This window comes from Nocardioides pelophilus (genome assembly GCF_014180685.1).
Lineage (GTDB): Bacteria > Actinomycetota > Actinomycetes > Propionibacteriales > Nocardioidaceae > Nocardioides > Nocardioides pelophilus.
The window spans coordinates 1-24768 of sequence record NZ_JACEHF010000044.1; the positions used below are offsets into that span (position 1 = coordinate 1).

Consider the following 24768-nt stretch of genomic DNA (forward strand, 5'->3'; position numbering starts at 1 on the left):
GCGGGGCCGGTTCCGCCAGGTGATGGCGGCCGTGGCAGCGCTGAGCGCCGGCGGCGTGTTCGCGGTGCTGGTCGTCGGGGGTTTCGTCCAGGACGACGACGCCGCCGCCGAGATCGCCGACCAGCTCGGCGTCCCCGTGCTCGCCGAGCGGCTCCCGCTCGACGCCACGCCGTGGTTCTGGGTGGGCCTCCTGGCGTCGGTCGTCTCCGTCGCCGCCGCCGTGTCGGCTGTCTGGCTGGCGCCCGCGTGGCCCGAGATGGGCAACCGGTACGACGCGCCCTCGTCCCGCGACAAGGCCCCGGCCGACGACACCCCGGCGGAGGAGCGCACCAGCCTCGATCTCTGGAAGTCCATGGACGAGGGCGAGGACCCGACGGACCGATGAGCGGACTTGCCACTAACATGTGCGGTGGTTGAGGTGCGAGCGAAGCGAGCCTCGAGACCACGAACCCGAACCGAGGAGCGCCTGCATGTCTGACAACCACGGCAACACCCCCGCGGCCTGGACCGCCGTCATCGTGGCGCTGGCCGGCTTCGTGGTGGGAGGCATCGGCCTGATGCTCAGCCCGGTCAACATGGTGCTGTTCTGGGTCGGCGTCGTGATCGTCGCCGCCGGCGCCGTGGTCTTCGTCGCGATGGACAAGGCCGGACTCCACGAGTCCAGCCACTGACCAGGGACCTGCCGTGACCACGACCCAACCGATGCGCCCGGGAGACCGGGTCGCTGTGGTCGCGCGGTCACTTCCCGGCTCGCGCTGGCGCCGGATGCTCCCGCCGGTGCTGGTCGTCGGCACCTTGGCGGCCGCGACCGTGGCCCTGCACGTCCGCGACCCCCACGAGCAGGGCGCGTGGGGCGAGTGCCCGACGCAGGCGCTGCTCGGCGTCAACTGCCCCGGCTGCGGCGGCCTGCGCGCGGTCAACAGCCTCAGCAACCTGCGCCTGATCGACGCCGCGTCGAGCAACCTGATGTTCGTGGCGTCGCTGCCGCTGATCGCCTACGTCTTCGCCCGGTGGAGCATCGGTCGGTGGACCGGCCGCTCGTGGGCGCCGGCCGACCAGAACCTGACCCGGTGGGCGGTCGTGCTGGCCGTCCTGCTGGTTGTCTTCACCGTGCTCCGGAACATGACAGTGGGGTCATGGCTCGCGCCATGACCCCACCGCAGGTTGTCGGCGTCAGTAGTTGTAGACGCTGACGTTCCAGATGATGCTGAAGATCCAGTAGAGGACCCCGAGCGCCAGACCGGCGATGCCGAGGATGAAGCCCGCCTGGGCCATGCCGCCGCCGGTCTTGAGCCCGCCGGACTCGGCGATCTCCTTCTTGCCCAGGATGCCGAGGATCAGTGCGGCAGCCGAGGGGATGAAGCAGCAGCACGACAGGATGCCGATGATGCCGGCGATGAGGCTGATCAGCGCCATGACCGACTGCGACGGCTGAGCCGCCCCACCGAAGCCGGGCTGGGGCGCGCCGTAACCGCCCCCGGGGGGCGGGGGAGCGCCGTAGCCACCGCCACCACCGGGCGGGGGCGGCGGCGGGCTGCCGTAGTTGGGTGGTTCGTAGCTCACTTAGTGCCCTTTCGGCGCGGGCCCGGGCAGCTCCCGGGCGAGGGCAGCGACTCTAGTCGCACCCGGTGTCGGAGATCGACGGGTCAGCTCGAAGCCAGCAGCACGAAGAACAGGATGTAGAAGACGGCGCCGAGCGCGGAGAGAACGGTGCCGATGATGCCGAGGAGGCGGCCGATCTTGACCCCGCTGGTCTCGGCGTACTGCCCGGCGGCGATCTCGGCCATGGCCTTGTTGCCCATGATGATCGCCGGGACCCCTGTCCAGAACCCGCAGCACACCAGGCTGAGGATGCCGAGGATAAGGATGGTCTGGCCCTTCGGGTGCTCACCCATGTCGTGCGGTCCTTTCAGAGGCCCGGCCGGATCCCGGGCAGTGTCGTGACCATATCGGCAGCGTGGGAGACTGTGAACCCGCCGATCGAACGCATTGAGGTCGGGAAAACTGCAAGTCACGGAGGCGCAATGTCGGTGCTCGACGACATCGTTGCCGGCGTCCGGGAGGACCTCGCCGCGCGGATGGCGGCGACCCCTGCGGCCGAGCTGAAGGCCCTGTTGGCCGAGGCGCCCGCCCCTCGCGACCCGATGCCGCACTTCCGGCGCCCCGGCTCCAGCGTGATCGCCGAGGTGAAGCGACGCAGCCCCAGCAAGGGCGACCTCGCCGACATCCCGGACCCCGCGTCGCTCGCGCGTGAGTACGCCGCCGGCGGTGCGGCCGCGATCAGCGTGCTCACCGAGCAGCGCCGGTTCGGGGGGAGTCTCGACGACCTCCGTGCGGTGCGGGCCGCCGTCGACGTACCCCTGCTCCGCAAGGACTTCATCGTCACCGACTACCAGCTGCTGGAGGCCCGCGCGGCCGGCGCCGACCTGGCCCTGCTGATCGTCGCCGCGCTGTCTGACGACGAGCTGCGCCGTCTCCACGACACCGCCCGCGACCTCGGGCTGACCGTGCTCGTCGAGGTGCACGACGAGGCCGAGACCGAGCGTGCGGTGGCGCTCGGCGCCGAGCTGATCGGCGTCAACGCCCGCAACCTCAAGACCCTGGCCGTGGACCCCGATGCGTTCGGACGGCTGGCCCCCCTCGTCCCGGCCGACCGGGTGCTCGTCGCCGAGTCGGGGATCAGCGGCCCCACCGACGTGAAGCGCTACCTCGCCGAGGGTGCGCGGGTCGTCCTCGTCGGCGAGGCGCTGGTGAAAGATGGCGCGCCGCGCGAGGCGGTCGCCGCGATGACAGGAGTCGAGGCGTGACCCCCACTCCCAACAGCCAGTACGACGCCGACCTGCACGGTTGGTACGGCGGCGCCGGCAGCTTCGGCGGCCGGTTCATGCCGGAGGCCCTGATCGCGGCGCTCGACGAGCTCGACGCGGCGTGGCAGAAGGCGATGCTGGACCCGGCGTTCCTCCAGGAGTTCGAGGGACTGCTGCAGAACTACGCCGGCGTGCCGAGCATGCTCTACGAGGCCCACCGGCTCTCCGACCACGCCGGCGCCCGGATCCTGCTCAAGCGCGAGGACCTCAACCACACCGGCGCCCACAAGATCCGCAACGTGCTCGGCCAGGCGCTGCTGACCAAGCGGATGGGCAAGACCCGCGTGATCGCGGAGACCGGCGCGGGTCAGCACGGCGTCGCCTCGGCGACCGCCGCCGCCTACCTCGGGCTCGACTGCACGGTCTACATGGGCGAGGTCGACACCGAGCGCCAGGCCCTCAACGTCGCCCGCATGCAGCTGCTGGGCGCCGAGGTCATCCCGGTCCGCAGCGGGTCCCGCACGCTCAAGGACGCGATCAACGAGGCGCTGCGCGACTGGGTCGCCAGCGTCGACCACACCGCCTACCTCTTCGGCACGGCTGCCGGCCCGCACCCGTTCCCCAGCCTGGTGCTGAGCTTCGTGCGCGGCATCGGCGACGAGGCGCGCCGCCAGTGCCTCGACCTCACCGGATCGCTGCCCGACGCGGTCGCGGCCTGCGTCGGAGGCGGCTCCAACGCGATCGGCCTGTTCGCCGCGTTCCTCGACGACCCGGACGTCGCGATCTACGGCTTCGAGGCCGGGGGCGACGGCGTCGAGACGGGTCGCCACGCGGCGACGATCTTCGCCGGCAGCGTCGGCGTGCTGCACGGCTCGCGCACCTACGTGCTGCAGGACGACGACGGCCAGACGATCGAGTCGCACTCGATCTCGGCCGGCCTCGACTACCCGGGGGTCGGACCGCAGCACGCCGCGCTCGCGGCGAGCGGAAGGGCGTCGTACCTCCCGGTCACCGACGCCGAGGCGATGGAGGCGATGTCGCTCCTGGCGCGCACCGAGGGGATCATCCCGGCGATCGAGTCGGCGCACGCCGTCTCCGGCGCGCTCAAGGTCGCGCAGGAGCGGCAGGGAGAGACCATCCTGATCAACCTGTCCGGCCGCGGCGACAAGGACATGGGCACGGCGCTGGAGTACTTCGGTCTCGGCACGCCGAAGGAGACCGCGTGAGCACCAGCGTCAGCGTCGCGTTCGAGAAGGCCCGCGCCGACGGTCGAGCCGCCCTGGTGGGCTACCTGCCGGCCGGGTTCCCGACGGTCGACGGCGGCATCGCCGCGCTCCGCACGATGGTCGAGTCCGGTTGCGACGTCATCGAGATCGGCCTGCCCTACAGCGACCCGGTGATGGACGGTCCGACCATCCAGGCCGCCGCGCAGCAGGCCCTCGAGGCGGGGGTCCGCACGACCGACGTGCTGCGCACGGTCGAGGCGGTCGCGGCGACCGGCGTACCGACCCTGGTCATGACCTACTGGAACCCCGTGGAGCGGTACGGCGTCGAGCGCTTCGCGCAGCACCTGTACGACGCGGGCGGGGCCGGTCTGATCACGCCGGACCTGACACCCGACTTCGCCCCCGAGTGGATCGCGGCCGCCGATGCCCGCGACCTCGACAAGGTGTTCCTCGTCGCGCCCTCCTCGACCGACGAGCGGATCGCGATGACCACGGCCGCCTGCCGCGGCTTCGTCTACGCCACCGCGGTGATGGGTGTCACCGGCGCCCGGGACGCGACCAGCGACCTCGCGGGGCCGCTCGTGGAGCGCACCAAGCGCGCCGTGGCGGCCACGGCCCCCGGGTTGCCGGTCGGCGTCGGCCTCGGCGTGAGCAACGGAGTGCAGGCGGCCGAGGTGGCCTCCTACGCCGACGGGGTCATCGTCGGCTCGGCCTTCGTGCGGGCACTGCTCGACCATCCCGACGACCTCGACGCCGGGCGTCGCGCCCTGGTGAAGCTGACCGAGGACCTCGCCCGGGGAGTTCGTTCCTGATCGTGCGTGGTGTCGTGCTCGGCGTCGTCGCCGTCCTGGTCCTCCTGGTCTCCGCCTGTGGCGGTCCCGAGGAGTTCACGGGCGCCCGCCTGGACCAGTCCTATGCCGCACCGACGGTGGAGCTGACCGACACCGACGGGTCGCCGTACTCCCTCGCCGAGGACACCGACGAACCGCTGACGCTGGTCTTCTTCGGCTACACGCACTGCCCGGACCTCTGCCCGCTGGTGATGAACAACATCGCCGCCGGACTGAACCGGCTCGACGACGACGACCGCGAGCAGGTCGGAATGGTGTTCGTCACCACCGACCCCGAGCGCGACGACGCGGCGGCCCTGCGCGACTACCTCGACGGCTACGGCGAGGACTTCGTCGGCCTCACCGGCGACCTCGACGACATCGTCGCGGCGGGCGATCCGCTGCACCTCTACGTGAACGACGGGAAGCGTCTCCCCAGCGGTGGCTACGATCTCGGCGGGCACTCGACGTTCGTGCTCGGCATCGACGAGAACGACGAGGCCGTGGTCGTCTGGAACCAGGAGACGTCAGCGGCCGAGTACGCAACCGATATCCACCTCCTGCTGTCCGAGGACTGAACTGTGCTCCCTGATCTGCTCTTCACGATCCCCAGCCCGTCCGACGGCGTCTGGGACCTCGGTCCCGTGCCGATCCGCGGCTACGCGCTGTGCATCATCGCCGGCATCGTCGCCGCGATCTGGATCGGTGAGCGCCGCTGGGTCGCGCGCGGCGGCAACGCCGGCGACGTCCAGGACATCGCGATCTGGGCGGTGCCGTTCGGCATCGTCGGCGCCCGGGCCTACCACGTGGCCACCGACTGGGGCCGCTACTTCGGTGACGGTGAGAACCCGGTCACCGCTCTCTACGTCTGGCGCGGCGGCCTCGGGATCTGGGGCGGTGTCGCCCTCGGCGCAGTGGGCGCCTACCTCGGCTGCCGGGCCAAGGGCATCAAGTTCCTGCCGATGGCCGACGCGCTCGCTCCGGGCGTGCTCGTCGCGCAGGCCATCGGCCGGTGGGGCAACTGGTTCAACCAGGAGCTCTACGGCCGCCCCACCGACCTGCCGTGGGGGCTCGAGATCGACCGCGCCCACTGGCCCGCCGACCGCACGTTCGAGGCCGGTACGACGTTCCACCCGACGTTCCTCTACGAGTGCCTGTGGAACCTCGCCGCCTTCGTGCTGGTGATCTGGCTCGAGCGGCGCTTCCGGCTCGGCTACGGCCGGGTGATGGCGGTCTACGTGATGGCCTACACCGCCGGCCGGGGCTGGATCGAGTACCTCCGGATCGACGACGTCCAGTACAACGACGTGCTGGGGCTCCGGTTCAACGTCTGGACGTCGATCGTGCTCTTCGTCGCAGCCGCCATCTACGTCGTCGTGTCGACCAGGCGTCATCCCGGTCGTGAGGAGTCCGTGTTCCGCGACGACGCCGCTGCCGCGTCCGAGCCCGAGAACACGACCGAGGACACGACCGAGGACACGGCCGGGCCCGAGGACGGGACCGAACCCGCCGAGGACGCCGATGCGCAGGACGATTCCGCCGAGGACGCGCCCGCGGCCGGGAAGGTGTCCACCGAGGACTGACGCGTGACGCCGTACTGTCACGCGGTGGTAACCTGAAGCCTCCGCCGCGTGGGCCAGTGACGTCCCTTGCGCCCCACCTTCTGTGGACCCTGTCTCGGCAGGAACCGGTCCTCAGACGAAGCCGACGGGAGAACTCTGGTGCCCTACTCGCACGCGTTCCCGCCGCCCGAGGGTCTTTACGACCCGCGCAACGAGCACGACGCCTGCGGCGTCGCCTTCGTCGCGACGATGACCGGCGAGGCCAGCCACGACATCGTGGCGAAGGCCCTCACTGCGTTGCGCAACCTCGACCACCGCGGCGCCGCCGGCGCCGAGGTCAACTCCGGTGACGGCGCCGGCATCCTGATGCAGGTACCGGACGCGTTCCTCCGCGAGGTCGCCCGCGAGGCGGGGTTCGAGCTGCCCGAGCGCTGCTGCTACGCCGTCGGGACCGCGTTCCTGCCCGGCGACGAGGAGCACGTCGCCAAGACCCGGCAGCGCATCGAGGAGATCGCCGCCGAGGAGGGCCTCGCGGTCGCCGGCTGGCGCGACGTGCCGGTCAACCCGTCGATCCTGGGCACCATGGCGGCGAGCGTGATGCCGACGTTCAGCCAGATCGTCGTCCACGGCGCCGGCCAGCGGCTGACCGGCATGGCGCTCGAGCGCCGGGCGTTCTGCCTGCGCAAGCGCGCGGAGCACGAGACCGACGTGTACTTCCCGTCGCTGTCCTCGCGCACCCTGATCTACAAGGGCATGCTCACCACCGACCAGCTCGACATGTTCTTCCCCGACCTCGTCGACGAGCGGATCGCCTCCGCCCTCGCCGTGGTCCACTCGCGGTTCTCGACCAACACCTTCCCGAGCTGGCCGCTCTCGCACCCGTTCCGCTTCATCGCCCACAACGGCGAGATCAACACGGTCATGGGCAACCGCAACTGGATGCGGGCCCGCGAGGCGCTGCTCGACAGCGACGTGATCCCCGGCGACCTCGAGCGGCTCTACCCGATCTGCACGCCGGGTGCCTCCGACTCGGCCTCGTTCGACGAGGTGCTCGAGCTGCTGCACATGGGTGGCCGCAGCCTCCCGCACTCGGTGCTGATGATGATCCCCGAGGCGTGGGAGAACCACACCGAGATGGACTCGCTGCGCCGCGACTTCTACCGCTTCCACTCCGCGCTGATGGAGCCCTGGGACGGCCCGGCGTGCGTCGTGTTCACCGACGGCTCCCAGATCGGCGCCGTGCTCGACCGCAACGGCCTGCGCCCGTCCCGCTTCTGGGTGACCGACGACGGCCTCGTCGTCCTGGCCTCCGAGGTCGGCGTACTCGACCTCGACCCGGCCTCGGTGGTCCGCAAGGGCCGTCTGCAGCCCGGCAAGATGTTCCTCGTCGACACCGACGAGCACCGGATCATCGAGGACGAGGAGATCAAGGCCGAGCTGGCCGCCGAGCACCCGTACGGCGAGTGGCTGCACGCGGGTCTGATCCACCTCGACGACATCCCCGACCGTGAGCACATCGTGCACACCCACGCGTCGGTCACCCGGCGCCAGCAGGTGTTCGGCTACACCGAGGAGGAGCTGCGCGTCCTCCTCACGCCGATGGCGAACACCGGTGGCGAGGCGCTCGGCTCGATGGGCACGGACACGCCTATCGCCGCGCTCAGCGACAAGCCCCGGCTGTTGTTCGACTACTTCAGCCAGCTGTTCGCCCAGGTCACCAACCCGCCGCTGGACGCCATCCGCGAGGAGCTGGTGACCAGCCTGAACGGCACCATCGGTCCCGAGGCGAACCTGCTCGAGCCGACGCCCGCGTCGTGCCGCCAGGTCGTGCTGCCGTTCCCGGTCATCTCCAACGACGACCTCGCGAAGATCCGCCACATCAACCGCGACGGTGACATGCCGGGGTTCATCACCCACGTGTCGCGCGGCCTCTACCCCGTCGAGGGCGGGGGAGCGGCGATGGCTCAGCGCCTCGACGAGATCTGCCAGGAGGTCAGCGAGGCGATCGCCGACGGAGCGCGGATCATCGTGCTGTCCGACCGGCACTCGACCGCCGACCTGGCGCCGATCCCGTCGCTGCTGCTGACCGGCGCGGTCCACCACCACCTGGTGCGTGAGAAGACCCGCACCCAGGTCGGCCTGCTGATCGAGGCCGGAGACGTCCGCGAGGTGCACCACGTCGCGCTCCTCGTCGGGTACGGCGCCGCCGCGGTCAACCCGTACCTCGCCATGGAGTCGGTCGAGGACCTCGCGCGCGAGGGCTACTTCGTCAAGGCCGACCCCGAGCAGGCCGTCGCGAACCTGATCAAGGCGCTCGGCAAGGGCGTCGTCAAGGTGATGAGCAAGATCGGCGTCTCGACGGTCGCGTCCTACACCGGCGCCCAGATCTTCGAGTGCATCGGTCTGTCCCAGACCGTCGTCGACAAGTACTTCACCGGCACCACGTCGAAGCTCGGCGGCGCCGAGCTCGACACGATCGCGGAGGAGGTCGCGCGGCGGCACGCCACGGCGTACCCCCGCGGCGGCATCGCGCCCGCCCACCGCGAGCTCGAGATCGGTGGCGAGTACCAGTGGCGCCGCGAGGGCGAGCCGCACCTCTTCAACCCGGAGACGGTGTTCCGCCTCCAGCACGCCACTCGCACCGGGCGTTACGACATCTTCAAGCAGTACACCGAGGCGGTCGACGACCAGTCCGAGAAGCTGATGACCCTCCGCGGGTTGTTCAAGTTCAAGGACCCGTCCGAGTTCGGCCGGGCGCCGATCTCGATCGACGAGGTCGAGCCGGTGTCCGCGATCGTGAAGCGGTTCTCGACCGGCGCCATGTCGTACGGCTCGATCAGTCGCGAGGCCCACGAGACCCTCGCCATCGCCATGAACCGGTTGGGCGCGAAGTCCAACACCGGCGAGGGCGGCGAGGACGCCGAGCGCCTGTACGACCCCGAGCGTCGCAGCTCGATCAAGCAGGTCGCCTCGGGACGCTTCGGCGTCACCGCGGAGTACCTCACCAACTCCGACGACATCCAGATCAAGATGGCGCAGGGCGCGAAGCCCGGCGAGGGCGGCCAGCTGCCCGGCAACAAGGTCTATCCGTGGGTGGCCAAGACCCGGCACTCCACGCCGGGGGTCGGCCTGATCAGCCCGCCACCGCACCACGACATCTACTCGATCGAGGACCTGGCGCAGCTGATCCACGACCTCAAGAACGCCAACCCGAGCGCCCGCATCCACGTGAAGCTGGTGTCCGAGGTCGGTGTCGGCACTGTTGCCGCGGGTGTGTCGAAGGCGCACGCGGACGTCGTCCTCATCTCGGGTCACGACGGCGGCACGGGCGCGTCCCCGCTGACGTCGCTGAAGCACGCCGGGGGTCCGTGGGAGCTCGGTCTCGCCGAGACCCAGCAGACCCTGCTGCTCAACGGCCTGCGCGACCGGATCGTCGTGCAGACCGACGGACAGCTGAAGACCGGTCGTGACGTCATCGTCGCCGCGCTCCTCGGCGCCGAGGAGTACGGCTTCGCGACCGCGCCGCTGGTGGTGTCGGGCTGCATCCTGATGCGGGTCTGCCATCTCGACACCTGCCCGGTGGGCGTCGCCACCCAGAACCCGGTGCTGCGCTCGCGCTACGCAGGCAAGGCCGAGCACGTCGTCAACTTCTTCGAGTTCATCGCCGAGGAGGTCCGCGAGCTGCTCGCGTCGCTCGGCTTCCGCACGCTCGACGAGGCGATCGGCCAGGTCCAGGTGCTCGACACGGTGAACGCGGAGCACCACTGGAAGGCCGGCGGCCTCGACCTGGCGCCGATCCTCCACAACGTGCAGGTCGCCGACACGCACTTCCCCGACCAGGACGTGCGCAACACCGGCACCCAGGACCACGGACTGGAGCGTTCGCTCGACGTCACCACGCTGCTTCCGCTCGCGAAGCCCGCGCTCGACGACGGTGAGCCGGTGCGCGCCCAGCTCGCGATCCGCAACGTCAACCGCACCGTCGGGACGATCCTCGGCCACGAGGTGACCAAGAAGTACGGCGGCGCCGGGCTGCCCGACGGCACGATCGACCTCACCTTCACCGGGTCGGCCGGTCAGTCCTTCGGCGCCTTCGTCCCGCAGGGCATCACGCTGCGGCTCGAGGGCGACGCCAACGACTACGTCGGCAAGGGCCTGTCGGGCGGTCGGATCGTGATCCGGCCCGACCGCTCTGCGCCGTTCAAGGCCGACGAGCACATCATCGCCGGCAACACGATCGCGTACGGCGCCACCTCGGGCGAGATCCTCATCCGTGGCGGGGTCGGTGAGCGCTGCTGCGTGCGCAACTCGGGCGCCGTCGTCGTCACCGAGGGAGTCGGTGACCACGGCTGCGAGTACATGACCGGCGGCCGCGTCGCCGTCCTCGGCAAGGTCGGCCGCAACTTCGCTGCCGGCATGTCGGGCGGCATCGCGTGGGTCCTCGACCTCAAGGACATCCGGGTCAACCGGGAGCTGGTCGAGCTGGGTCCGGTGGCCGAGGCGCACGAGGACGAGCTGCACGGCATGGTGCAGCGGCACTTCGAGGAGACCGGTTCGAAGGTCGCCGAGGCGCTGCTGGCCGACTGGCCGACCGCGCTCACCCGGTTCACCGAGGTCATGCCGCGCGACTACCGGATCGTGCTCGAGGCGGCGGCGAAGGCCGAGGCCGACGGGCTCGACGAGGACGGCGTGGCCAACGCGATGATGGAGGCCCTTCATGGTTGAGCAGAGCATGGCTGACGGCCGATGCGACCATGTCCTTTCCTGCAGCGGTCGTCAGGCCATGAAGGAGGCAGCGCAGCATGGCTGACCCCAAGGGATTCTTGAAGACGACTCGAGAGGTCGCGGAGCGGCGGCCGGTCGAGGAGCGGATCCACGACTGGCAGGAGGTCTACCCCGGTGGGGCGGGCCGTGCGCTGCTGCCGATCATCGTCGAGCAGGCCGGCCGCTGCATGGACTGCGGCATCCCGTTCTGCCACCAGGGCTGCCCGCTGGGCAACATCATCCCGGAGTGGAACGACCTGGTCTGGCGCAACGACTGGCAGGGCGCCATCGAGCGGCTGCACGCGACCAACAACTTCCCGGAGTTCACCGGTCGCCTGTGCCCTGCGCCGTGCGAGACGGCCTGCGTGCTCGGCATCAACCAGCCCGCGGTCACGATCAAGAACGTCGAGGTCTCGATCATCGACAAGGCCTGGGAATCGGGATTCGTCTCGCCGCAACCGCCGGAGTGGCTGTCGGGCAAGACGGTGGCGGTCGTCGGGTCCGGCCCGGCCGGGCTCGCGGCGGCGCAGCAGCTGACCCGCGCGGGTCACACGGTCGCCGTCTACGAGCGCGACGACAAGCCGGGCGGGCTGCTCCGCTACGGCATCCCCGAGTTCAAGATGGAGAAGCAGCACCTCGACCGGCGCCTCGAGCAGATGAAGCGCGAGGGCACCGTCTTCCGCTCCGGTGTCGAGGTCGGAACGGGTCCGCTGACCGGCAGCGCGCTCCGCGACCGGTACGACGCCGTCGTGCTGGCGATGGGCGCGACCGTGCCGCGCGACCTGCCGGTGCCCGGCCGTGAGCTCAAGGGCATCCACCAGGCCATGGAGTTCCTGCCGCAGGCCAACCGGGTCGCGCTCGGCGAGACCGTCGACGACCAGATCCGCGCCGACGGCAAGCACGTCGTCATCATCGGTGGCGGCGACACCGGCGCGGACTGCCTCGGAACGTCCACCCGTCAAGGTGCGGCTTCGATCACCCAGCTCGAGATCCTGCCCGAGCCGCCGGAGGAGCGGCCCGCGGGCCAGCCCTGGCCGACGTACCCGATGATCTTCCGGGTCTCCTCGGCGCACGAGGAGGCGGGCGACCGGGTCTACTCGGTCTCCACCAAGGAGTTCCTCGGCGACGACGACGGCAACGTCCGGGCGCTGCGCCTGGTCGACGTGAAGTTCGAGGGCGGCCAGCTGGTCGAGATCGAGGGCACCGAGCGCGAGATCCCGGCCGACCTGGTGCTGTTCGCGATGGGCTTCCTGGGTCCCGAGGGCTCGGGCCTGGTCGAGCAGCTCGGCGTCGAGCTCGACAACCGGAGCAACATCGTGCGGGACGCGTCGTACATGTCCTCGGAACCGGGCGTCTTCGTCGCCGGTGACGCGGGCCGCGGCCAGTCCCTCATCGTGTGGGCGATCGCCGAGGGCCGGGCTGCCGCAGCGGCCGTCGACGAGTACCTCACCGGGTCGACGACGCTCCCGTCGCCGATCCCGCCGACTGCTCGCCCACTCGTGGTCTGAACGTTCCAATTGACTCGATAGGGTGCACCCGTGCGAAGAGCCAAGATCGTGTGCACCCTGGGGCCAGCCACTGCTTCCGAGCGGCGGATCCGGGAGCTCGTCTACGCCGGGATGGATGTCGCCAGGCTCAACATGAGCCACGGCAGCCACGCCGACCATGCCGAGGTCTACCGCCTCGTGCGGGAGGCGTCCGATGCGAGTGGCCGCGGCGTCGGCATCTTCGCGGACCTGCAGGGACCCAAGATCCGGCTGGAGCGGTTCGCCGACGGTCCGGTGGTGCTGCGGCGCAGCCAGCGGTGGACCATCACCACGCGTGACGTCCAGGGCAACGCCGAGATCTGCGGTACGACGTACAAGGGACTCCCCGGCGACGTCGGCCCGGGCGACCCGATCCTGATCGACGACGGCAAGGTCCGGCTCCGGGTGGTGTCGGTGACCGACACCGACGTCGAGACCGAGGTCCTGGTCGGTGGACAGGTCAGCAACAACAAGGGCATCAACCTGCCCGGCGTCGCGGTCTCGGTCCCCGCGCTCTCCGACAAGGACGCGGCCGACCTGCGGTTCGCGCTGCGGCTCGGCGTCGACTTCATCGCCCTCAGCTTCGTGCGCAACGCGAGCGACGCCGAGGACGTGCGCACGATCATGCGCGAGGAAGGGGTCGTGCTCCCGGTCATCGCGAAGATCGAGAAGCCGCAGGCGATCGACAACCTCGAGGAGGTCGTGCAGGCGTTCGACGGCTTCATGGTCGCCCGTGGTGACCTCGGCGTCGAGTGCCCGCTCGAGGAGGTGCCGTTCCTCCAGAAGAAGGTCATCGTCGCCGCCCGCCGCAACGCGAAGCCGGTCATCGTCGCGACCCAGATGCTTGAGTCGATGGTGGCCAACCCGGCGCCCACGCGGGCCGAGGCGAGCGACGTCGCCAACGCGGTCCTCGACGGGGCGGACGCCGTGATGCTGTCCGGCGAGACCAGCGTGGGGGAGCACCCGATCCACACCGTCGAGACGATGGCGCGGATCATCTCCGCCACCGAGGAGCACGCGCTCGAGGACGAGACGTTCAGCCGGTTCGGTCGGATCGACTGGGACCCGCACACCCGCGCCGGCATCGTCACGAAGGCCGCCGAGGAGGTCGCGCAGCGCATCGATGCGAGGTACGTCGTGGCGTTCACCCAGTCCGGCGACTCCGCCCGGCGGCTGGCCCGATTGCGCAGCGGGATCCCGGTGCTCGCCTTCACGCCGGAGGCTCGCGCCCGTTCGCAGCTCGCGCTCACCTGGGGGGTGGAGGCGTTCCAGACGGTCACCGTCGAGCACACCGACGAGATGGTGCGCCAGGTCGACGAGGAGCTGCTGCGGATCGGCCGGGTCAAGGAGGGCGACCTGGTCGTGATCGTCGCCGGCAGCCCGCCGGGCATCCCCGGCTCGACGAACGCGCTGCGGATCCACCGGATGGGCGACGCCATCAACGAGGTCGCCCCCGCCTATCGCCGCGGCTGAGCCTCAGGACGTCGGTCGGTTGGCGGCCGTGCTGAAAGGCGACCGCGGCCGGATCTGCTCGGCGCCGTCGACGGTGATGTCGACGACCTCGTTGTAGAACGCGATCCGCCCGGCGATCCGCTCGACGGCTCGGAACGGCGCGGCGTACGACCAGGCGACGTTGTCGCCCTCCTCGACGCCCGGCAGGCTCCAGTACTCCTCGGCGAACCCCTTGTAGGGGCAGGCGCTGCGGTTCGTCGTCGGGGTGAGCACGTCGAGCCGCACGTCCTCGCGCGGCAGGTAGTAGCGGGTCGGCAGCCCGGTCTCGAACAGGAGCACGGGGGAGTGGCTGTCGGCGAGGACGGTGCCGCCCAGCGAGACCCGGACGTGGCGGGAGCTCGCCAGCGCCTCGACCCGCGCGTGCGGATCGCGCGGATGCACGATGACCTCCTCGTCCTCCTCCAGCCACCGGTCGATCACGCCCGGCTCCCAGCTGAGCACGATCCGGTCGCTGATCTTGGGGTCGTCCCGCACCCACGCTGCGTGCTCGATGACGCGGCCCTCGGTCACGACGTCGTACCACGCGGACACGGGGCCGTGCGGGGGATAGTGCGACCGGCCGCTGCGCGGGGTCGCCGACGGCTGCAGCAGGTCGGTCCGGACGTCGGCGCGCGGGAACGCGTAAGCCGGCACCGGTCGCAGCTGCTCCCAGAACAGCAGCGCGTCCTTGCTGTCCACCAGCAGCGTCGTGCCGACGTACCCGCGGATCCACTTGTCGGTCGGCTCGGTGCGCATCGCCATCTCGGCAGAGTAGGCGATCGATCGAGCGTCGTTTCAGGACTTGGGGCCGATCAGCGCATCGAGAGCGGCGACCGCCTCCCGTCGGGAGACGCTGACGACGCGTGGGTTGGACTGCCGCCAGGCGATGCCGACCAGGTCCAACGCCCAGCAGCAGAGCTCTCGGATGTCCGCGGAGGCGTTGGAGAATTGCCAGCGGGGGTAGTGGTAGCGCCGCACCTCGCCTGCGACCGTGCGGGTGGTCGAGTTGAGCACCCGGCATCCGTCGGAGTGGAACAGGCCACGGAGGAACGGCCCCGGGTGGGCTTCGACGATCTGCCGTTGCCACTCCTCGAGCACGATCGGGCGCTCGTGCTTGCGGCCCGGGCCGTGCTGGGGGAACAGGCAGGGCCAGTGGCGCCACGACACGGTGGTGATCACGGCGCCGGGAGCGTTGCGGGTGTGCGGCCGGCCGCCTGGCTTGACGGACGACATCAGCACCCGGAGACGGCGGTTGTCGTCGCTGTACTTCTCGTCGTTGATCACGTGCAGACTGAAGACGCCGCGCCTTCCCTGGCTGATGTGGCCGTCGCCCAGGTACCAGCCGAGAAGCTCGGCGTAGGCAGCGGTGTCGAGCTCGACGTGATCACAGATCGGGCACTGGACAGAGGTGTGCTGCTGGCCGCGCGGTAATCCGCGGCGCTGGTACAGCCGACGCCAGCGGCGGATCGTCTTGAGGGAGACGCCGTGCTTGGCCGCGTTGTCGGCGTCGCGCATCCCGGCGTCCGAGTCGCGCAGGGCGGACTCGACAGTTGCGAGCGGGCGTACGTGGGCCATGTCGCCAGTCTGGTCGGGGCCTCCGACAGCAGTGGATCATCGAGTGCCGAGTGTGGGATTCGAACCCACAAGCCCTTTCGGGCAACGAGGTTTGAGCTCGTCGCGTATGCCATTCCGCCAACCCGGCTCAGCGAGAAACCTTAGCCGAGAGGCTGGGGCCCTCTCGCATCACACCAAGCACCTGTGCCGATAGCCTTTGCCTGTGACCGAAGCGCCTGCTCCCCGCACCGTCGTCATCGCGGAGGACGAGACCCTGATCCGGATGGACCTGGCCGAGATGCTGGTCGAGGAGGGCTACGACGTCGTCGGGCAGGCCGGTGACGGCGCCAAGGCGGTCGAGCTCGCCGAGGAGCTGAAGCCCGACCTGGTGATCCTCGACGTGAAGATGCCGGTGCTCGACGGCATCGCTGCGGCGGAGGCGATCGCCGGCAAGCGGATCGCCCCGGTCGTGATGCTGACCGCGTTCTCGCAACGCGACCTCGTCGAGCGGGCACGGGTCGCCGGAGCGATGTCCTACCTGGTCAAGCCGTTCACCCAGTCCGACCTGGTGCCGGCCATCGAGATGGCCGTCAGCCGGTTCGCCGAGATCACCCAGCTCGAGGAAGAGGTCACCGACCTCAAGGAGCGGTTGGAGACCCGCAAGGCGATCGACCGGGCGAAGGGGATCCTTCAGGAGCAGCTCTCGCTGACCGAGCCCGAGGCGTTCCGGTGGATCCAGAAGACCGCGATGGATCTGCGGATGTCGATGCGTCAGGTCGCCGACGGAGTGGTCACCCACGGACTGCCGGGCAACGCCGGTTCCTGACGGAGACGCCTCTTCTCCCGTTACGCCCCGGTAACTACTGATCACCGTTCGGTGTAGATCCAGGATTAGGTCGCTTCCGTTCCCCCATCGGGGCCAGACTGTGCCTAGACTCCGGGCGACGTCGCCGCCATGGTCGACGGCGGGAGGAGGAATTGGTGAGGTTCCAAGGTCGACGATCGGCGAGGCGTACGCCCGCCGTGCGATGGCTGCTCATCGCTGCCGCGTTACTCGGCGTGCTCTTCGCGGGCGTTGGTCCCGCTGCCGCGCAGGCGGCCGAGCCGTGCCGAGCCAGTGCCGACAACGGCTGCCTGACCGGCACCCTGGACACCGGCGAGGAGCAGCTCGAGGGCGTCGACGTGCTGATCACGCCGGTCGACGACAAGGGCGAGCCGATCGTCGGGCAGGAGCCGACCACGGCCACGACCGACGAGTCCGGCCGCTGGAGCTTCTCCTTCACCGAGCCCGGCCGGTTCCAGGTCGAGATCGTCGAGGACTCGCTGCCGGACGGCGTCGAGGCACTGCCGTCGAAGAGCAAGCTGTTGAAAGGCCCCGGCAACTCGGTGGTCGTCAACGGCATGATCGGTGGCCTCGCCAGCGGCCAGCCGGTCATCCTCGGCGTGCGCTCGGAGGACTACAAGGCCGAGACCAGCGACTTCGAGTACTTCCTGCAGAGCTCGGTCAACGGGATCCGGCTCGGCCTGCTGCTGGCGCTGGCCTCGATCGGTCTCTCGCTGATCTACGGGACGACCGGCCTGTCGAACTTCGCCCACGCAGAGCTGCTGACGATGGGCGGTTTCACCGGTTACCTGTTGGTCCAGAACGTGGGCATTCCCCTCTGGCCGGCGGTGGCCCTGGTGACCGTGATCTGCGGAGCCTTCGGCTGGGTCCAGGACCGGGGGCTCTGGCAACCCCTGCGGCGGAGAGGGCTGGGGCTCACCCAGCTGATGATCGTGACCATCGGTCTGTCGCTCGCACTCCAGTACGTCTTCCAGCTGATCGACACCGAGACCGTCCGCGTCGTCGTCGGCATTCCTGACGGCGTCGAGATCGGGTCGGTCGGCATCACCTGGCAGTCCATCATCTCGATGGCGATCTCGATCGTGCTGCTGATCGGCGTCGGCGTCGTCCTGCTGAAGACCCGGATCGGCCAGGCGACCCGGGCGGTCGCTGACAACCCGGCGCTGGCTGCCGCGTCGGGCATCGACGTCGACCGGGTGATCCGACTCGTCTGGACGGTCGCCGCAGCGTTCGCCGGCCTCGCCGGCGTGCTCTACGCGCTCGTCACCAACGGCGTGAAGTGGGACTCCGGTCTGCAGATCCTGCTCCTGCTCTTCGCCGCCGTCACGCTCGGCGGACTCGGCACCGCGTTCGGCGCCCTCCTCGGGTCGATGATCATCGGCTACGTCGTCGAGGTCTCCCCGGTGTTCGGGATGCCGAGCGACTTCAAGTACGCCACCGCACTGGTGATTCTGATCCTGTTGCTGCTGGTCCGACCGCAGGGACTGCTCGGGCGACCCGAGCGGATCGGCTAGGAGGACGACGTGTTCGACAAGAAGAAGTCCGAGACCGCGACCGCTCAGGAAGAGGAGGTCGCCGCCCTCGGCGTGGCCGCCGACCTCAGCGAGACCGCCGCTGCCGTGACCGCGGCGGCGGGCGGCGAGGTCGGTGGTCCGATGCTCAGCGACCGGGCCCGCGAGATCGCCGGGTACGTCGCCTGGGCGATCGCGGCCGCGATCCTGCTCATCATGGTGCTGGCGTTCTTCGGCGTCGAGATGGGCTGGACGACCGAGCTCGGCAACAGCATGCTCGACCAGGCCCTCGACCCGCAGACCGCAGCGGTCGCGGTCGCGGTGATCGGGCTCAACATCCACTTCGGCTACACCGGGTTGCTCAACATGGGGCAGGCCGGCTTCATGCTCCTCGGGGCCTACGGCTTCGCGATCTCGATCGTCGAGGGTGTGCCGCTGGTGTTCGCGATCCTCATCGGCTTGGCCGCCTCGGGCCTCTTCGCGGTGGTCCTCGGCGTACCGACGCTGAAGCTGCGCGGCGACTACCTCGCGATCGTGACCATCTCGGCGGCCGAGATCGTCCGGTACGTCGGTCGGGCAACCGCGTTCAACGAGCACACCGGAGGCCCGCAGGGCATCGAGGGTCAGGACTTCCGCGGCCCGGTCACCGACCTGTCGTTCTTCGGCTCGGGCAACCTCGACGTCGGCTCCCTCGACTACATCCTGACCGGCGCCAACAGCTGGTGGATGCGGGCGGTCGCCTGGTCGGTCGTCGCGCTCTGCGTCGTGGTCGTCTGGCTCCTGGTGCGCAGTCCGTGGGGTCGACTGCTCCGCGGCGTGCGCGAGGACGAGGACGCGATCCGCAGCCTCGGCAAGAACGTCTTCGCGGTGAAGATGCAGGCGCTGGTGCTGGGCGGGCTCTTCGGTGCCATCGCCGGGATGCTCTACGTGCTCCCGTCCTCGGTGGTCCCCGACTCGATCGGGCGCACCCTGACCTTCTACTGCTGGACGGCGCTGCTGCTCGGTGGTGCGGCGACGGTGTTCGGCCCGGTGCTGGGTTCCATCCTGTTCTTCGTGGTGCGGATCCTGGTGACCGGCATCGCCGACAACACGGTGCCCGACTCCTACCTCAACACGCAGCAGGCAGGGCAGTTCGGCTGGATCGTCATCGGTGTCGCATTGATGCTGCTCGTGATCTTCCGACCACAAGGCGTCCTGGGTGACAAGAGGGAGTTGCGGTTCAATGTCTGAGTCAGTCGTGGGGTCGACCGACCTCTCCGACAAGTCGGCCCGCGTCGCGCTGATGTCCGGCGTGGACGAGGTCCCGGGAGCCGCCAAGCCGGACCCGATCCTCACGGTCGACAAGGTGGTGCGTCAGTTCGGCGGCATCACCGCCGTCGACGTGGGTCACCTCGAGGTGCAGCGCGGCATCATCACCGCGCTGATCGGTCCCAACGGTGCCGGCAAGACGACCTTCTTCAACCTGATCACCGGCTTCGACAAGCCGTCGTCCGGCGCGGCCTGGACCTTCAACGGACAAGCGATCAACCGGACGTCGGCCTCGCGGGTCGCTCGTGCCGGCATGGTGCGGACGTTCCAGCTCACGAAGGCCCTGAACCGGATGACGGTCCTCGACAATATGATGCTGGGGGCGCCGGGCCAGAGCGGCGAGCGGATCCTGACCAGCTGGTTGCAGCCGATCTGGTCGCGCCAGGAACGTGAGATCCGGGAGAAGGCGCTCGGCCTGCTGGACCGGTTCAAGCTCCTGGAGAAGAAGGACGACTTCGCGGGGAGCCTCTCCGGCGGCCAGCGCAAGCTGCTCGAGATGGCACGTTCGCTGATGACCGACCCGACGATGATCATGCTCGACGAGCCGATGGCCGGCGTGAACCCGGCCTTGACCCAGTCGCTGCTGGGCCACATCGAGGCCCTGCGCGACGACGGCATGACGGTGCTGTTCGTCGAGCACGACATGCACGTCGTGCGCCACATCTCCGACTGGGTCGTCGTGATGGCCGAGGGCAAGATCGTCGCCGAGGGCACGGCGAGCAGCGTGATGGCGCAGGACGCCGTGATCGACGCCTACCTCGGTGCCCACCACGACACCGACCTCGGCGACGACTCGTTGCTCGAGGACGACCAGTTCGCCGCCATCGAGGCGGAGGCCGAGAGCGAGGGCAAGTCATGACGCAGGCTCCCACCGAGACGCCGGTGCTCGAGGCGAAGAACGTCGTCGCCGGCTACCTGCCGGGCGTCAACATCCTCAACGGGTGCAGCCTGGTGGCACACACCGGCGAGATCGTCGGCATCATCGGACCGAACGGCGCCGGCAAGTCGACGCTGCTCAAGGCGATGTTCGGCCTGGTCCGCGTCCACTCCGGGACGGTGACGCTCCGCGACGAGGACATCACCGGCACCCGGGCCAACCGGCTGGTCGAGCTCGGTGTGGGCTTCGTGCCGCAGAACAACAACGTCTTCCCGACGTTGTCGGTGGAGGAGAACCTGCGGATGGGGCTCTTCCTCCGGCCGAAGAAGCTCGCAGAGCAGCTGGCCAAGAACTACGAGCTGTTCCCGGTGCTGCGCGACCGCCGCAACCAGCGGGCCGGCGCCCTGTCCGGTGGTGAGCGCCAGTCGCTCGCGATGGCCCGCGCGCTGATGATGGATCCGTCCGTGCTGCTGCTCGACGAGCCGTCAGCGGGTCTCTCCCCGGTGCGGCAGGACGAGACCTTCATCCGGGTGCGGCGGATCAACAAGATCTCGGGCGTCAGCGTGGTGATGGTCGAGCAGAACGCCCGGCGCTGCCTGCAGATCTGCGACCGCGGCTACGTGCTCGACCAGGGCCGGGACGCCTACACGGGCACCGGCCGGGAGCTCGCGAACGACCCGAAGGTCATCCAGCTCTACCTCGGCACCCTCGCCACGGACGTCGAGGGCCAGCAGCCTGCCTGATCGCGGGTCGACGGCTCCGCCGTCGGAATCCTCCGGCAGCACCCGAAGCCCCCGAAAAACACCGGTGCCCCGGGCCGATGGCCCGGGGCACCGCGTGTTGGAGCAGGTGGTCAGCTTCCGCTGACACCCTCGACCGAGTCGATGAGCTCCGGTGCGTTCTCGCTGTTGTACTCGTAGATCCCGACGAACGCCGAGGACGGGTCGTTGTTCTCGTTCAGCGGACCGATGCCCGACGGACCCTTGTACCAGACCTCGTCGCCGGCCTCGATCAGCTCGAGGCACTCGGCGTACGACGTGCACTCGGTGCCGCCCGTCGCACCCGAGACGGCGGCCAGGTTCTCCTGGACCGTCACCGAGTCGTTGGAGCCGCCCTTGGCAGCCGCGAGAGCGGCCAGCACGGTGGCGTCGTAGGACTCAGCTGCGTACGAGTAGTCGGTCAGCGCCTCACCCTCGAACTCCTCCGACCACGAGCTCGCGCGGTCCTTGAAGTCCCCGGGAGCGTCCGCACCAGGGATGGTGCCCTTGGCGCCCTCGAGCGTGCCGGGGTCGAACGCGTCGCCCCAGTCGGAGGTGTTGCCGTCGGTCATGTAGACCTTCGACATGTCCCAGCCCTGGGCGGCGAGCTCGGGCACGATCGCGCCGGTCTCGTCGAACGCCAGGATGACGATGGCGTCCGGGTTGGCCGCGAGCGCCGAGGTCACCTCGGACGAGAACGTGGTCTGTCCGGGCGGGAACTCCTGGCCCTCGCCCTTGGCGCCGTAGACGACCTCGCCGCCGGCGCCCTCGTAGGCAGCCTGGACGAAGTCGCGCAGGCCGGTGCCGTAGGCGTCGTTGAAGACGAGGAAGGCGATCTTCTGGTGGCCGTCCTGAGCGATCAGCGAACCGAGGGCGCTGCCCTGGACGCTGTCCTCGGGGGCGGTACGGAAGTAGAAGTCGCTGTAGCCGCTCAGCTCGGCAGCGGTGTTCGCCGGCGAGATCTGGGTGATCTGCGCCTCCGTCAGGGTGTCGACGAAGCCGAGCGAGACGCTCGACGACGCGGCACCGATGACGACCGACGGGTCCTTGCCGACCAGCTCACGCGCGCTCTGGCGCGAGACCGAGAGGTCGTTGGAGTCACCCGAGTCGAGGATGTTGTGGCAGGCGTCGACGCCGTTGACGCCGCCGGCTGCGTTGATGTCGGAGACGGCGAGGCCGACGCCGGCGATCTCCGGCGGGCCGAGGAAGGCCAGTGNGAGCCGGTCAGCGGCAGGATGCCGCCCGTGTAGAACGCGTCCGCGGACGAGGCGCCCCCGTCGCACTCGGAGTTCGTCAGCGGGGCCGTGTCGGTGGAGCTGCTGGTGTCGTCACCGGCGTCGTTGTCATCGTCGCCGCCGTCGTCGCCGCAACCTGCGAGCATCAGCGCGCTCGCCGTGGCGATCGCGGCAAGACGCATCGAATTGGTCATGCGCTTCATTAGTCCTCCGGATCTATCGGTTGCCCGACCCGCGGGCATTGGGGGCACGATAGACCCGAACCGGCCGCCGTGGGGCGCCTCGCAACACACTCAGGCGAATGTGCCCGAACCGTAATGTTCGGGAAATACGGCGCCCCCGGTCGCAGCGTGCCTTTCGGTGTGGCCGGTGGGCCGGCACCTGTCACTCCGCGGTGGAGCGGGCGTAGGGTGTCCCCCGACGAAGAGGGGGACTCGTGAGCCGGTACAGCCTGACGCCGAGGATCGCGCGGCGCGAGGACGCGCCGGTGCTCGCCGAGCTGTGGAGCGACGTGCTGCGACGGGTCGACCGCTCCGAGCAGGTCGCCGATCTCGAGCTGGTGATCAAGGGTGCGGCGGAGTCCCCGGAGGAGCGCTTCGTCGTCGTCGAGTACGACGGCCACCTCGCGGGCGCCGTGTTCCTCCGCCTGACCACGGTGTCGCCGATCAACCTCGACCCGTGCGTCCAGTCGATCCAGCCGCGGGTCTTCGACCAGTACCGCCGGCGCGGCGTGGGCCGGATGCTGATGGAGGCGGCGGTCTCCTTCGCCGAGGAGAACGGCGTCCTGCACGTCACGACTGCCGTCCCGGCGACCGCGCGCGACGCCAACCGGTTCATGGCGCGGCTGGCTCTCGCGCCGGCCGCGACCATCCGACTGGCGCCGACCTCGATCGTGCGGTCCCGGATCACGCCGCCGACAGCACCTGGGTCAGTACGGTCGACGCCGCGGGTGCTCGTCGCTCGACGCAACCAGCGCAGGGCGCGGGCGGCTCAGGTCCAGCTGCCGCTCCCGGGCACGTCGTACCCGGTGGCGCCCGAGCGAACCGACAGCGACAGCTAGCGCGGCTCGATCAGCGCGCACGTGATGCGGGACGTGCACAGCCGCTTGCCTGCCTCGTCGACGATCACGATCTCGTAGGCGGCGCTGGTGCGGCCGAGGTGGATCGCGGTCGCGGTGCCGGTGACGATGCCCGACGTGGCGGACCGGTGGTGGGTGGCGTTGATGTCGACGCCGACGGGGATCCTGCCGTACTGCTCGGCGTGGAGCGCGGACCCCATCGACCCGAGCGTCTCGGCGAGTGCGACGGAGGCGCCGCCGTGGAGCAGACCGTAGGGCTGGGTGTTGCCCTCGACAGGCATGGTCGCGACCAGTCGTTCGGCCGAGGACTCGATGATCCGGACGCCGAGCTTCTCGTTGAGGGCACCCATCTGGTCTGAGGTCATGGGCACCATTCTGCTGTCGGTGCGGATCGCTAGAGTCGTCGGGTGTCCGAGTCTCCCGCCGTGCGTCCGCGCCTGTTGCTCCTCGACGGCCACTCGTTGGCCTACCGCGCGTTCTTCGCGCTCCCGGTCGAGAACTTCTCCACCGCCACCGGGCAGCACACCAACGCCGTCTACGGCTTCACGTCGATGCTGGTCAACGTGCTCCGCGACGAGCAGCCGACCCACGTCGCCGTCGCCTTCGACGTCTCCCGGCAGACCTTCCGGCTGGCGGAGTACTCCGAGTACAAGGCGAAGCGCAACAAGACTCCGGGGGAGTTCAGCAGCCAGCTGCCGCTGATCGAGCGGGTGCTCGACGCGTTCGCGATCCCCTACCTCAAGGCCGAGGGCTACGAGGCCGACGACATCATCGCGACCCTGGTCACCCAGGCGCTCGCCGACGAGACGGCCGACATGGAGGTCCTGATCCTCACCGGCGACCGCGACTCGCTGCAGCTCGTCACCGAGCGGTCGACGGTGCTCTACCCCATGCGGGGCGTGTCCGACCTGGCCCGGATGACCCCGGACGCCGTGCTCGACAAGTACGGCGTGCCTCCCCAGCGCTACCCCGAGCTCGCCGCCATCGTCGGCGAGACCTCCGACAACCTGCCTGGCGTGCCCGGCGTCGGCCAGGGCTTCGCCGCCAAGTGGCTCAACACCTACGACGGTCTCGACAACGTGATCGCCCACGCCGACGAGATCACCGGGAAGAAGGGCGAGGCGCTGCGCGAGCACCTCGGCGACGTGATCCGCAACCGGCGGCTCAACGCGCTGGTGACCGACCTCGACCTGGGCGTGCGGCCGTCCGAGCTCGCACTGCGTCCGTGGGACCGGCAGGCCGCGCTCACCCTCTTCGACGAGCTCGAGTTCCGCGGTGAGCTGCGCACCCGCACGATCGAGACCCTGGCCGACGAGGAGCCCATCGAGGAGGGCGGCTTCGAGCTCGCCGGCCGGACCCTCGCCGACGGCGAGGTCGAGGAGTTCCTCGCCGGCCTG

Annotated in this window: 24 protein-coding genes and 1 tRNA gene; 18 read left to right on the forward strand and 7 right to left on the reverse strand. The window is 69.8% G+C overall.

The window, feature by feature from the left end; genetic code table 11:
• The 3 genes from H0488_RS09895 to H0488_RS09905 form a co-directional block, all read left to right on the forward strand.
• The coding region (locus H0488_RS09895) for a Trp biosynthesis-associated membrane protein (protein WP_183099113.1) at nt 1-385 on the forward strand (385 nt) is incomplete at its 5' end.
• Between the two features lie 85 nt (nt 386-470).
• Complete coding sequence (locus H0488_RS09900) at nt 471-671, forward strand: HGxxPAAW family protein (protein ID WP_183099114.1); 201 nt, start codon at nt 471-473, stop codon at nt 669-671.
• 13 nt (nt 672-684) lie between these two features.
• A complete protein-coding gene (locus H0488_RS09905; protein WP_220794403.1) occupies nt 685-1152 on the forward strand; it encodes a DUF2752 domain-containing protein in 468 nt (155 codons plus the stop codon).
• 21 nt (nt 1153-1173) lie between these two features.
• Here the strand turns inward: H0488_RS09905 and H0488_RS24985 are convergent, their stop codons facing one another.
• Together H0488_RS24985 and H0488_RS09915 are read right to left on the reverse strand one after the other, a co-directional pair.
• The gene (locus H0488_RS24985) at nt 1174-1563 is read right to left on the reverse strand and encodes a DUF4190 domain-containing protein (RefSeq protein ID WP_183099115.1); all 390 of its coding nucleotides are present in this window, start codon (nt 1561-1563) and stop codon (nt 1174-1176) included.
• Between the two features lie 83 nt (nt 1564-1646).
• Nucleotides 1647-1895: a DUF4190 domain-containing protein gene (locus H0488_RS09915; RefSeq protein ID WP_183099116.1), complete on the reverse strand. Its 249-nt coding sequence runs from the start codon at nt 1893-1895 to the stop codon at nt 1647-1649.
• Nucleotides 1896-2024: 129 nt separating this feature from the next.
• Between H0488_RS09915 and trpC the strand changes: the two genes are divergently transcribed.
• The 8 genes from trpC to pyk all read left to right on the forward strand — a co-directional run bounded on the left by trpC (nt 2025) and on the right by pyk (nt 14188).
• Entirely contained in the window at nt 2025-2807 is a 783-nt protein-coding gene (trpC, locus tag H0488_RS09920) for an indole-3-glycerol phosphate synthase TrpC (RefSeq protein WP_183099117.1), read from the forward strand.
• The gene (gene trpB, locus H0488_RS09925) at nt 2804-4033 is read left to right on the forward strand and encodes a tryptophan synthase subunit beta (protein WP_183099118.1); all 1230 of its coding nucleotides are present in this window, start codon (nt 2804-2806) and stop codon (nt 4031-4033) included. The genes trpC and trpB overlap by 4 nt, the downstream gene beginning before the upstream one ends.
• Nucleotides 4030-4845 (forward strand): tryptophan synthase subunit alpha, encoded by an 816-nt coding sequence (gene trpA / locus H0488_RS09930; RefSeq protein ID WP_183099119.1) that lies wholly within the window; start codon nt 4030-4032, stop codon nt 4843-4845. Before trpB ends, trpA begins: the two co-directional genes overlap by 4 nt.
• 2 nt (nt 4846-4847) lie before the next feature.
• The gene (locus H0488_RS09935) at nt 4848-5441 is read left to right on the forward strand and encodes an SCO family protein (RefSeq protein ID WP_183099120.1); all 594 of its coding nucleotides are present in this window, start codon (nt 4848-4850) and stop codon (nt 5439-5441) included.
• 3 nt (nt 5442-5444) lie between these two features.
• A complete protein-coding gene (gene lgt / locus H0488_RS09940; RefSeq protein ID WP_183099121.1) occupies nt 5445-6446 on the forward strand; it encodes a prolipoprotein diacylglyceryl transferase in 1002 nt (333 codons plus the stop codon).
• A 138-nt stretch (nt 6447-6584) separates the two neighbouring features.
• Nucleotides 6585-11150: a glutamate synthase large subunit gene (gltB, locus tag H0488_RS09945; protein ID WP_183099122.1), complete on the forward strand. Its 4566-nt coding sequence runs from the start codon at nt 6585-6587 to the stop codon at nt 11148-11150.
• Nucleotides 11151-11227: 77 nt separating this feature from the next.
• The gene (locus tag H0488_RS09950) at nt 11228-12697 is read left to right on the forward strand and encodes a glutamate synthase subunit beta (protein ID WP_183099123.1); all 1470 of its coding nucleotides are present in this window, start codon (nt 11228-11230) and stop codon (nt 12695-12697) included.
• A gap of 30 nt (nt 12698-12727) precedes the next feature.
• Nucleotides 12728-14188, forward strand: coding sequence for a pyruvate kinase (pyk, locus tag H0488_RS09955; protein ID WP_183099124.1), 1461 nt, complete (start codon nt 12728-12730; stop codon nt 14186-14188).
• Between the two features lie 3 nt (nt 14189-14191).
• Here the strand turns inward: pyk and H0488_RS09960 are convergent, their stop codons facing one another.
• From H0488_RS09960 to H0488_RS09970, 3 genes are all read right to left on the reverse strand, one after another.
• Complete coding sequence (locus H0488_RS09960) at nt 14192-14968, reverse strand: DUF427 domain-containing protein (protein WP_220794404.1); 777 nt, start codon at nt 14966-14968, stop codon at nt 14192-14194.
• Between the two features lie 33 nt (nt 14969-15001).
• Nucleotides 15002-15781: a helix-turn-helix domain-containing protein gene (locus H0488_RS09965; RefSeq protein ID WP_183099125.1), complete on the reverse strand. Its 780-nt coding sequence runs from the start codon at nt 15779-15781 to the stop codon at nt 15002-15004.
• Nucleotides 15782-15825: 44 nt separating this feature from the next.
• A tRNA-Leu gene (locus H0488_RS09970) sits at nt 15826-15908 on the reverse strand.
• Nucleotides 15909-15983: 75 nt separating this feature from the next.
• Here H0488_RS09970 and H0488_RS09975 point away from each other — a divergent pair.
• The 5 genes from H0488_RS09975 (at nt 15984) to H0488_RS09995 (ending at nt 21043) form a co-directional block, all read left to right on the forward strand.
• Complete coding sequence (locus H0488_RS09975) at nt 15984-16586, forward strand: ANTAR domain-containing response regulator (RefSeq protein WP_183099126.1); 603 nt, start codon at nt 15984-15986, stop codon at nt 16584-16586.
• Nucleotides 16587-16783: 197 nt separating this feature from the next.
• The gene (locus H0488_RS09980) at nt 16784-18118 is read left to right on the forward strand and encodes an ABC transporter permease subunit (RefSeq protein WP_183099127.1); all 1335 of its coding nucleotides are present in this window, start codon (nt 16784-16786) and stop codon (nt 18116-18118) included.
• 9 nt (nt 18119-18127) lie between these two features.
• Nucleotides 18128-19345, forward strand: a complete 1218-nt coding sequence (locus tag H0488_RS09985) for a branched-chain amino acid ABC transporter permease (RefSeq protein WP_312856274.1) — start codon at nt 18128-18130, stop codon at nt 19343-19345.
• Entirely contained in the window at nt 19338-20282 is a 945-nt protein-coding gene (locus H0488_RS09990; RefSeq protein WP_183099128.1) for an ABC transporter ATP-binding protein, read from the forward strand. Before H0488_RS09985 ends, H0488_RS09990 begins: the two co-directional genes overlap by 8 nt.
• A complete protein-coding gene (locus H0488_RS09995; protein WP_183099129.1) occupies nt 20279-21043 on the forward strand; it encodes an ABC transporter ATP-binding protein in 765 nt (254 codons plus the stop codon). Before H0488_RS09990 ends, H0488_RS09995 begins: the two co-directional genes overlap by 4 nt.
• Before the next feature lie 110 nt (nt 21044-21153).
• On the opposite strand, the gene H0488_RS10000 is transcribed toward H0488_RS09995, so the two are convergent.
• Nucleotides 21154-22341: an ABC transporter substrate-binding protein gene (locus tag H0488_RS10000; RefSeq protein ID WP_220794406.1), complete on the reverse strand. Its 1188-nt coding sequence runs from the start codon at nt 22339-22341 to the stop codon at nt 21154-21156.
• A gap of 388 nt (nt 22342-22729) precedes the next feature.
• Between H0488_RS10000 and H0488_RS10005 the strand changes: the two genes are divergently transcribed.
• A complete protein-coding gene (locus H0488_RS10005; RefSeq protein WP_183099130.1) occupies nt 22730-23353 on the forward strand; it encodes a GNAT family N-acetyltransferase in 624 nt (207 codons plus the stop codon).
• On the opposite strand, the gene H0488_RS10010 is transcribed toward H0488_RS10005, so the two are convergent.
• A complete protein-coding gene (locus H0488_RS10010; protein ID WP_246371760.1) occupies nt 23350-23736 on the reverse strand; it encodes a hotdog fold thioesterase in 387 nt (128 codons plus the stop codon). The genes H0488_RS10005 and H0488_RS10010 overlap by 4 nt on opposite strands.
• 42 nt (nt 23737-23778) lie before the next feature.
• Here H0488_RS10010 and H0488_RS10015 point away from each other — a divergent pair.
• On the forward strand, nt 23779-24768 hold a 990-nt coding region (locus tag H0488_RS10015), incomplete at its 3' end, for a 5'-3' exonuclease (protein ID WP_312856275.1).

Excerpts from the sequence above, each read along its gene's own strand:
- H0488_RS09995 (WP_183099129.1), top strand. The coding sequence starts at position 20,279 with ATGACGCAGGCTCCCACCGAGACGCCGGTGCTCGAGGCGAAGAACGTC.
- H0488_RS09900 (WP_183099114.1), top strand. The coding sequence starts at position 471 with ATGTCTGACAACCACGGCAACACCCCCGCGGCCTGGACCGCCGTCATC.
- trpC (WP_183099117.1), top strand. The coding sequence starts at position 2,025 with ATGTCGGTGCTCGACGACATCGTTGCCGGCGTCCGGGAGGACCTCGCC.
- H0488_RS09965 (WP_183099125.1), bottom strand. The coding sequence starts at position 15,781 with ATGGCCCACGTACGCCCGCTCGCAACTGTCGAGTCCGCCCTGCGCGAC.
- H0488_RS09960 (WP_220794404.1), bottom strand. The coding sequence starts at position 14,968 with ATGGCGATGCGCACCGAGCCGACCGACAAGTGGATCCGCGGGTACGTC.
- H0488_RS09915 (WP_183099116.1), bottom strand. The coding sequence starts at position 1,895 with ATGGGTGAGCACCCGAAGGGCCAGACCATCCTTATCCTCGGCATCCTC.
- H0488_RS10010 (WP_246371760.1), bottom strand. The coding sequence starts at position 23,736 with ATGACCTCAGACCAGATGGGTGCCCTCAACGAGAAGCTCGGCGTCCGG.
- H0488_RS09950 (WP_183099123.1), top strand. The coding sequence starts at position 11,228 with ATGGCTGACCCCAAGGGATTCTTGAAGACGACTCGAGAGGTCGCGGAG.
- H0488_RS09990 (WP_183099128.1), top strand. The coding sequence starts at position 19,338 with ATGTCTGAGTCAGTCGTGGGGTCGACCGACCTCTCCGACAAGTCGGCC.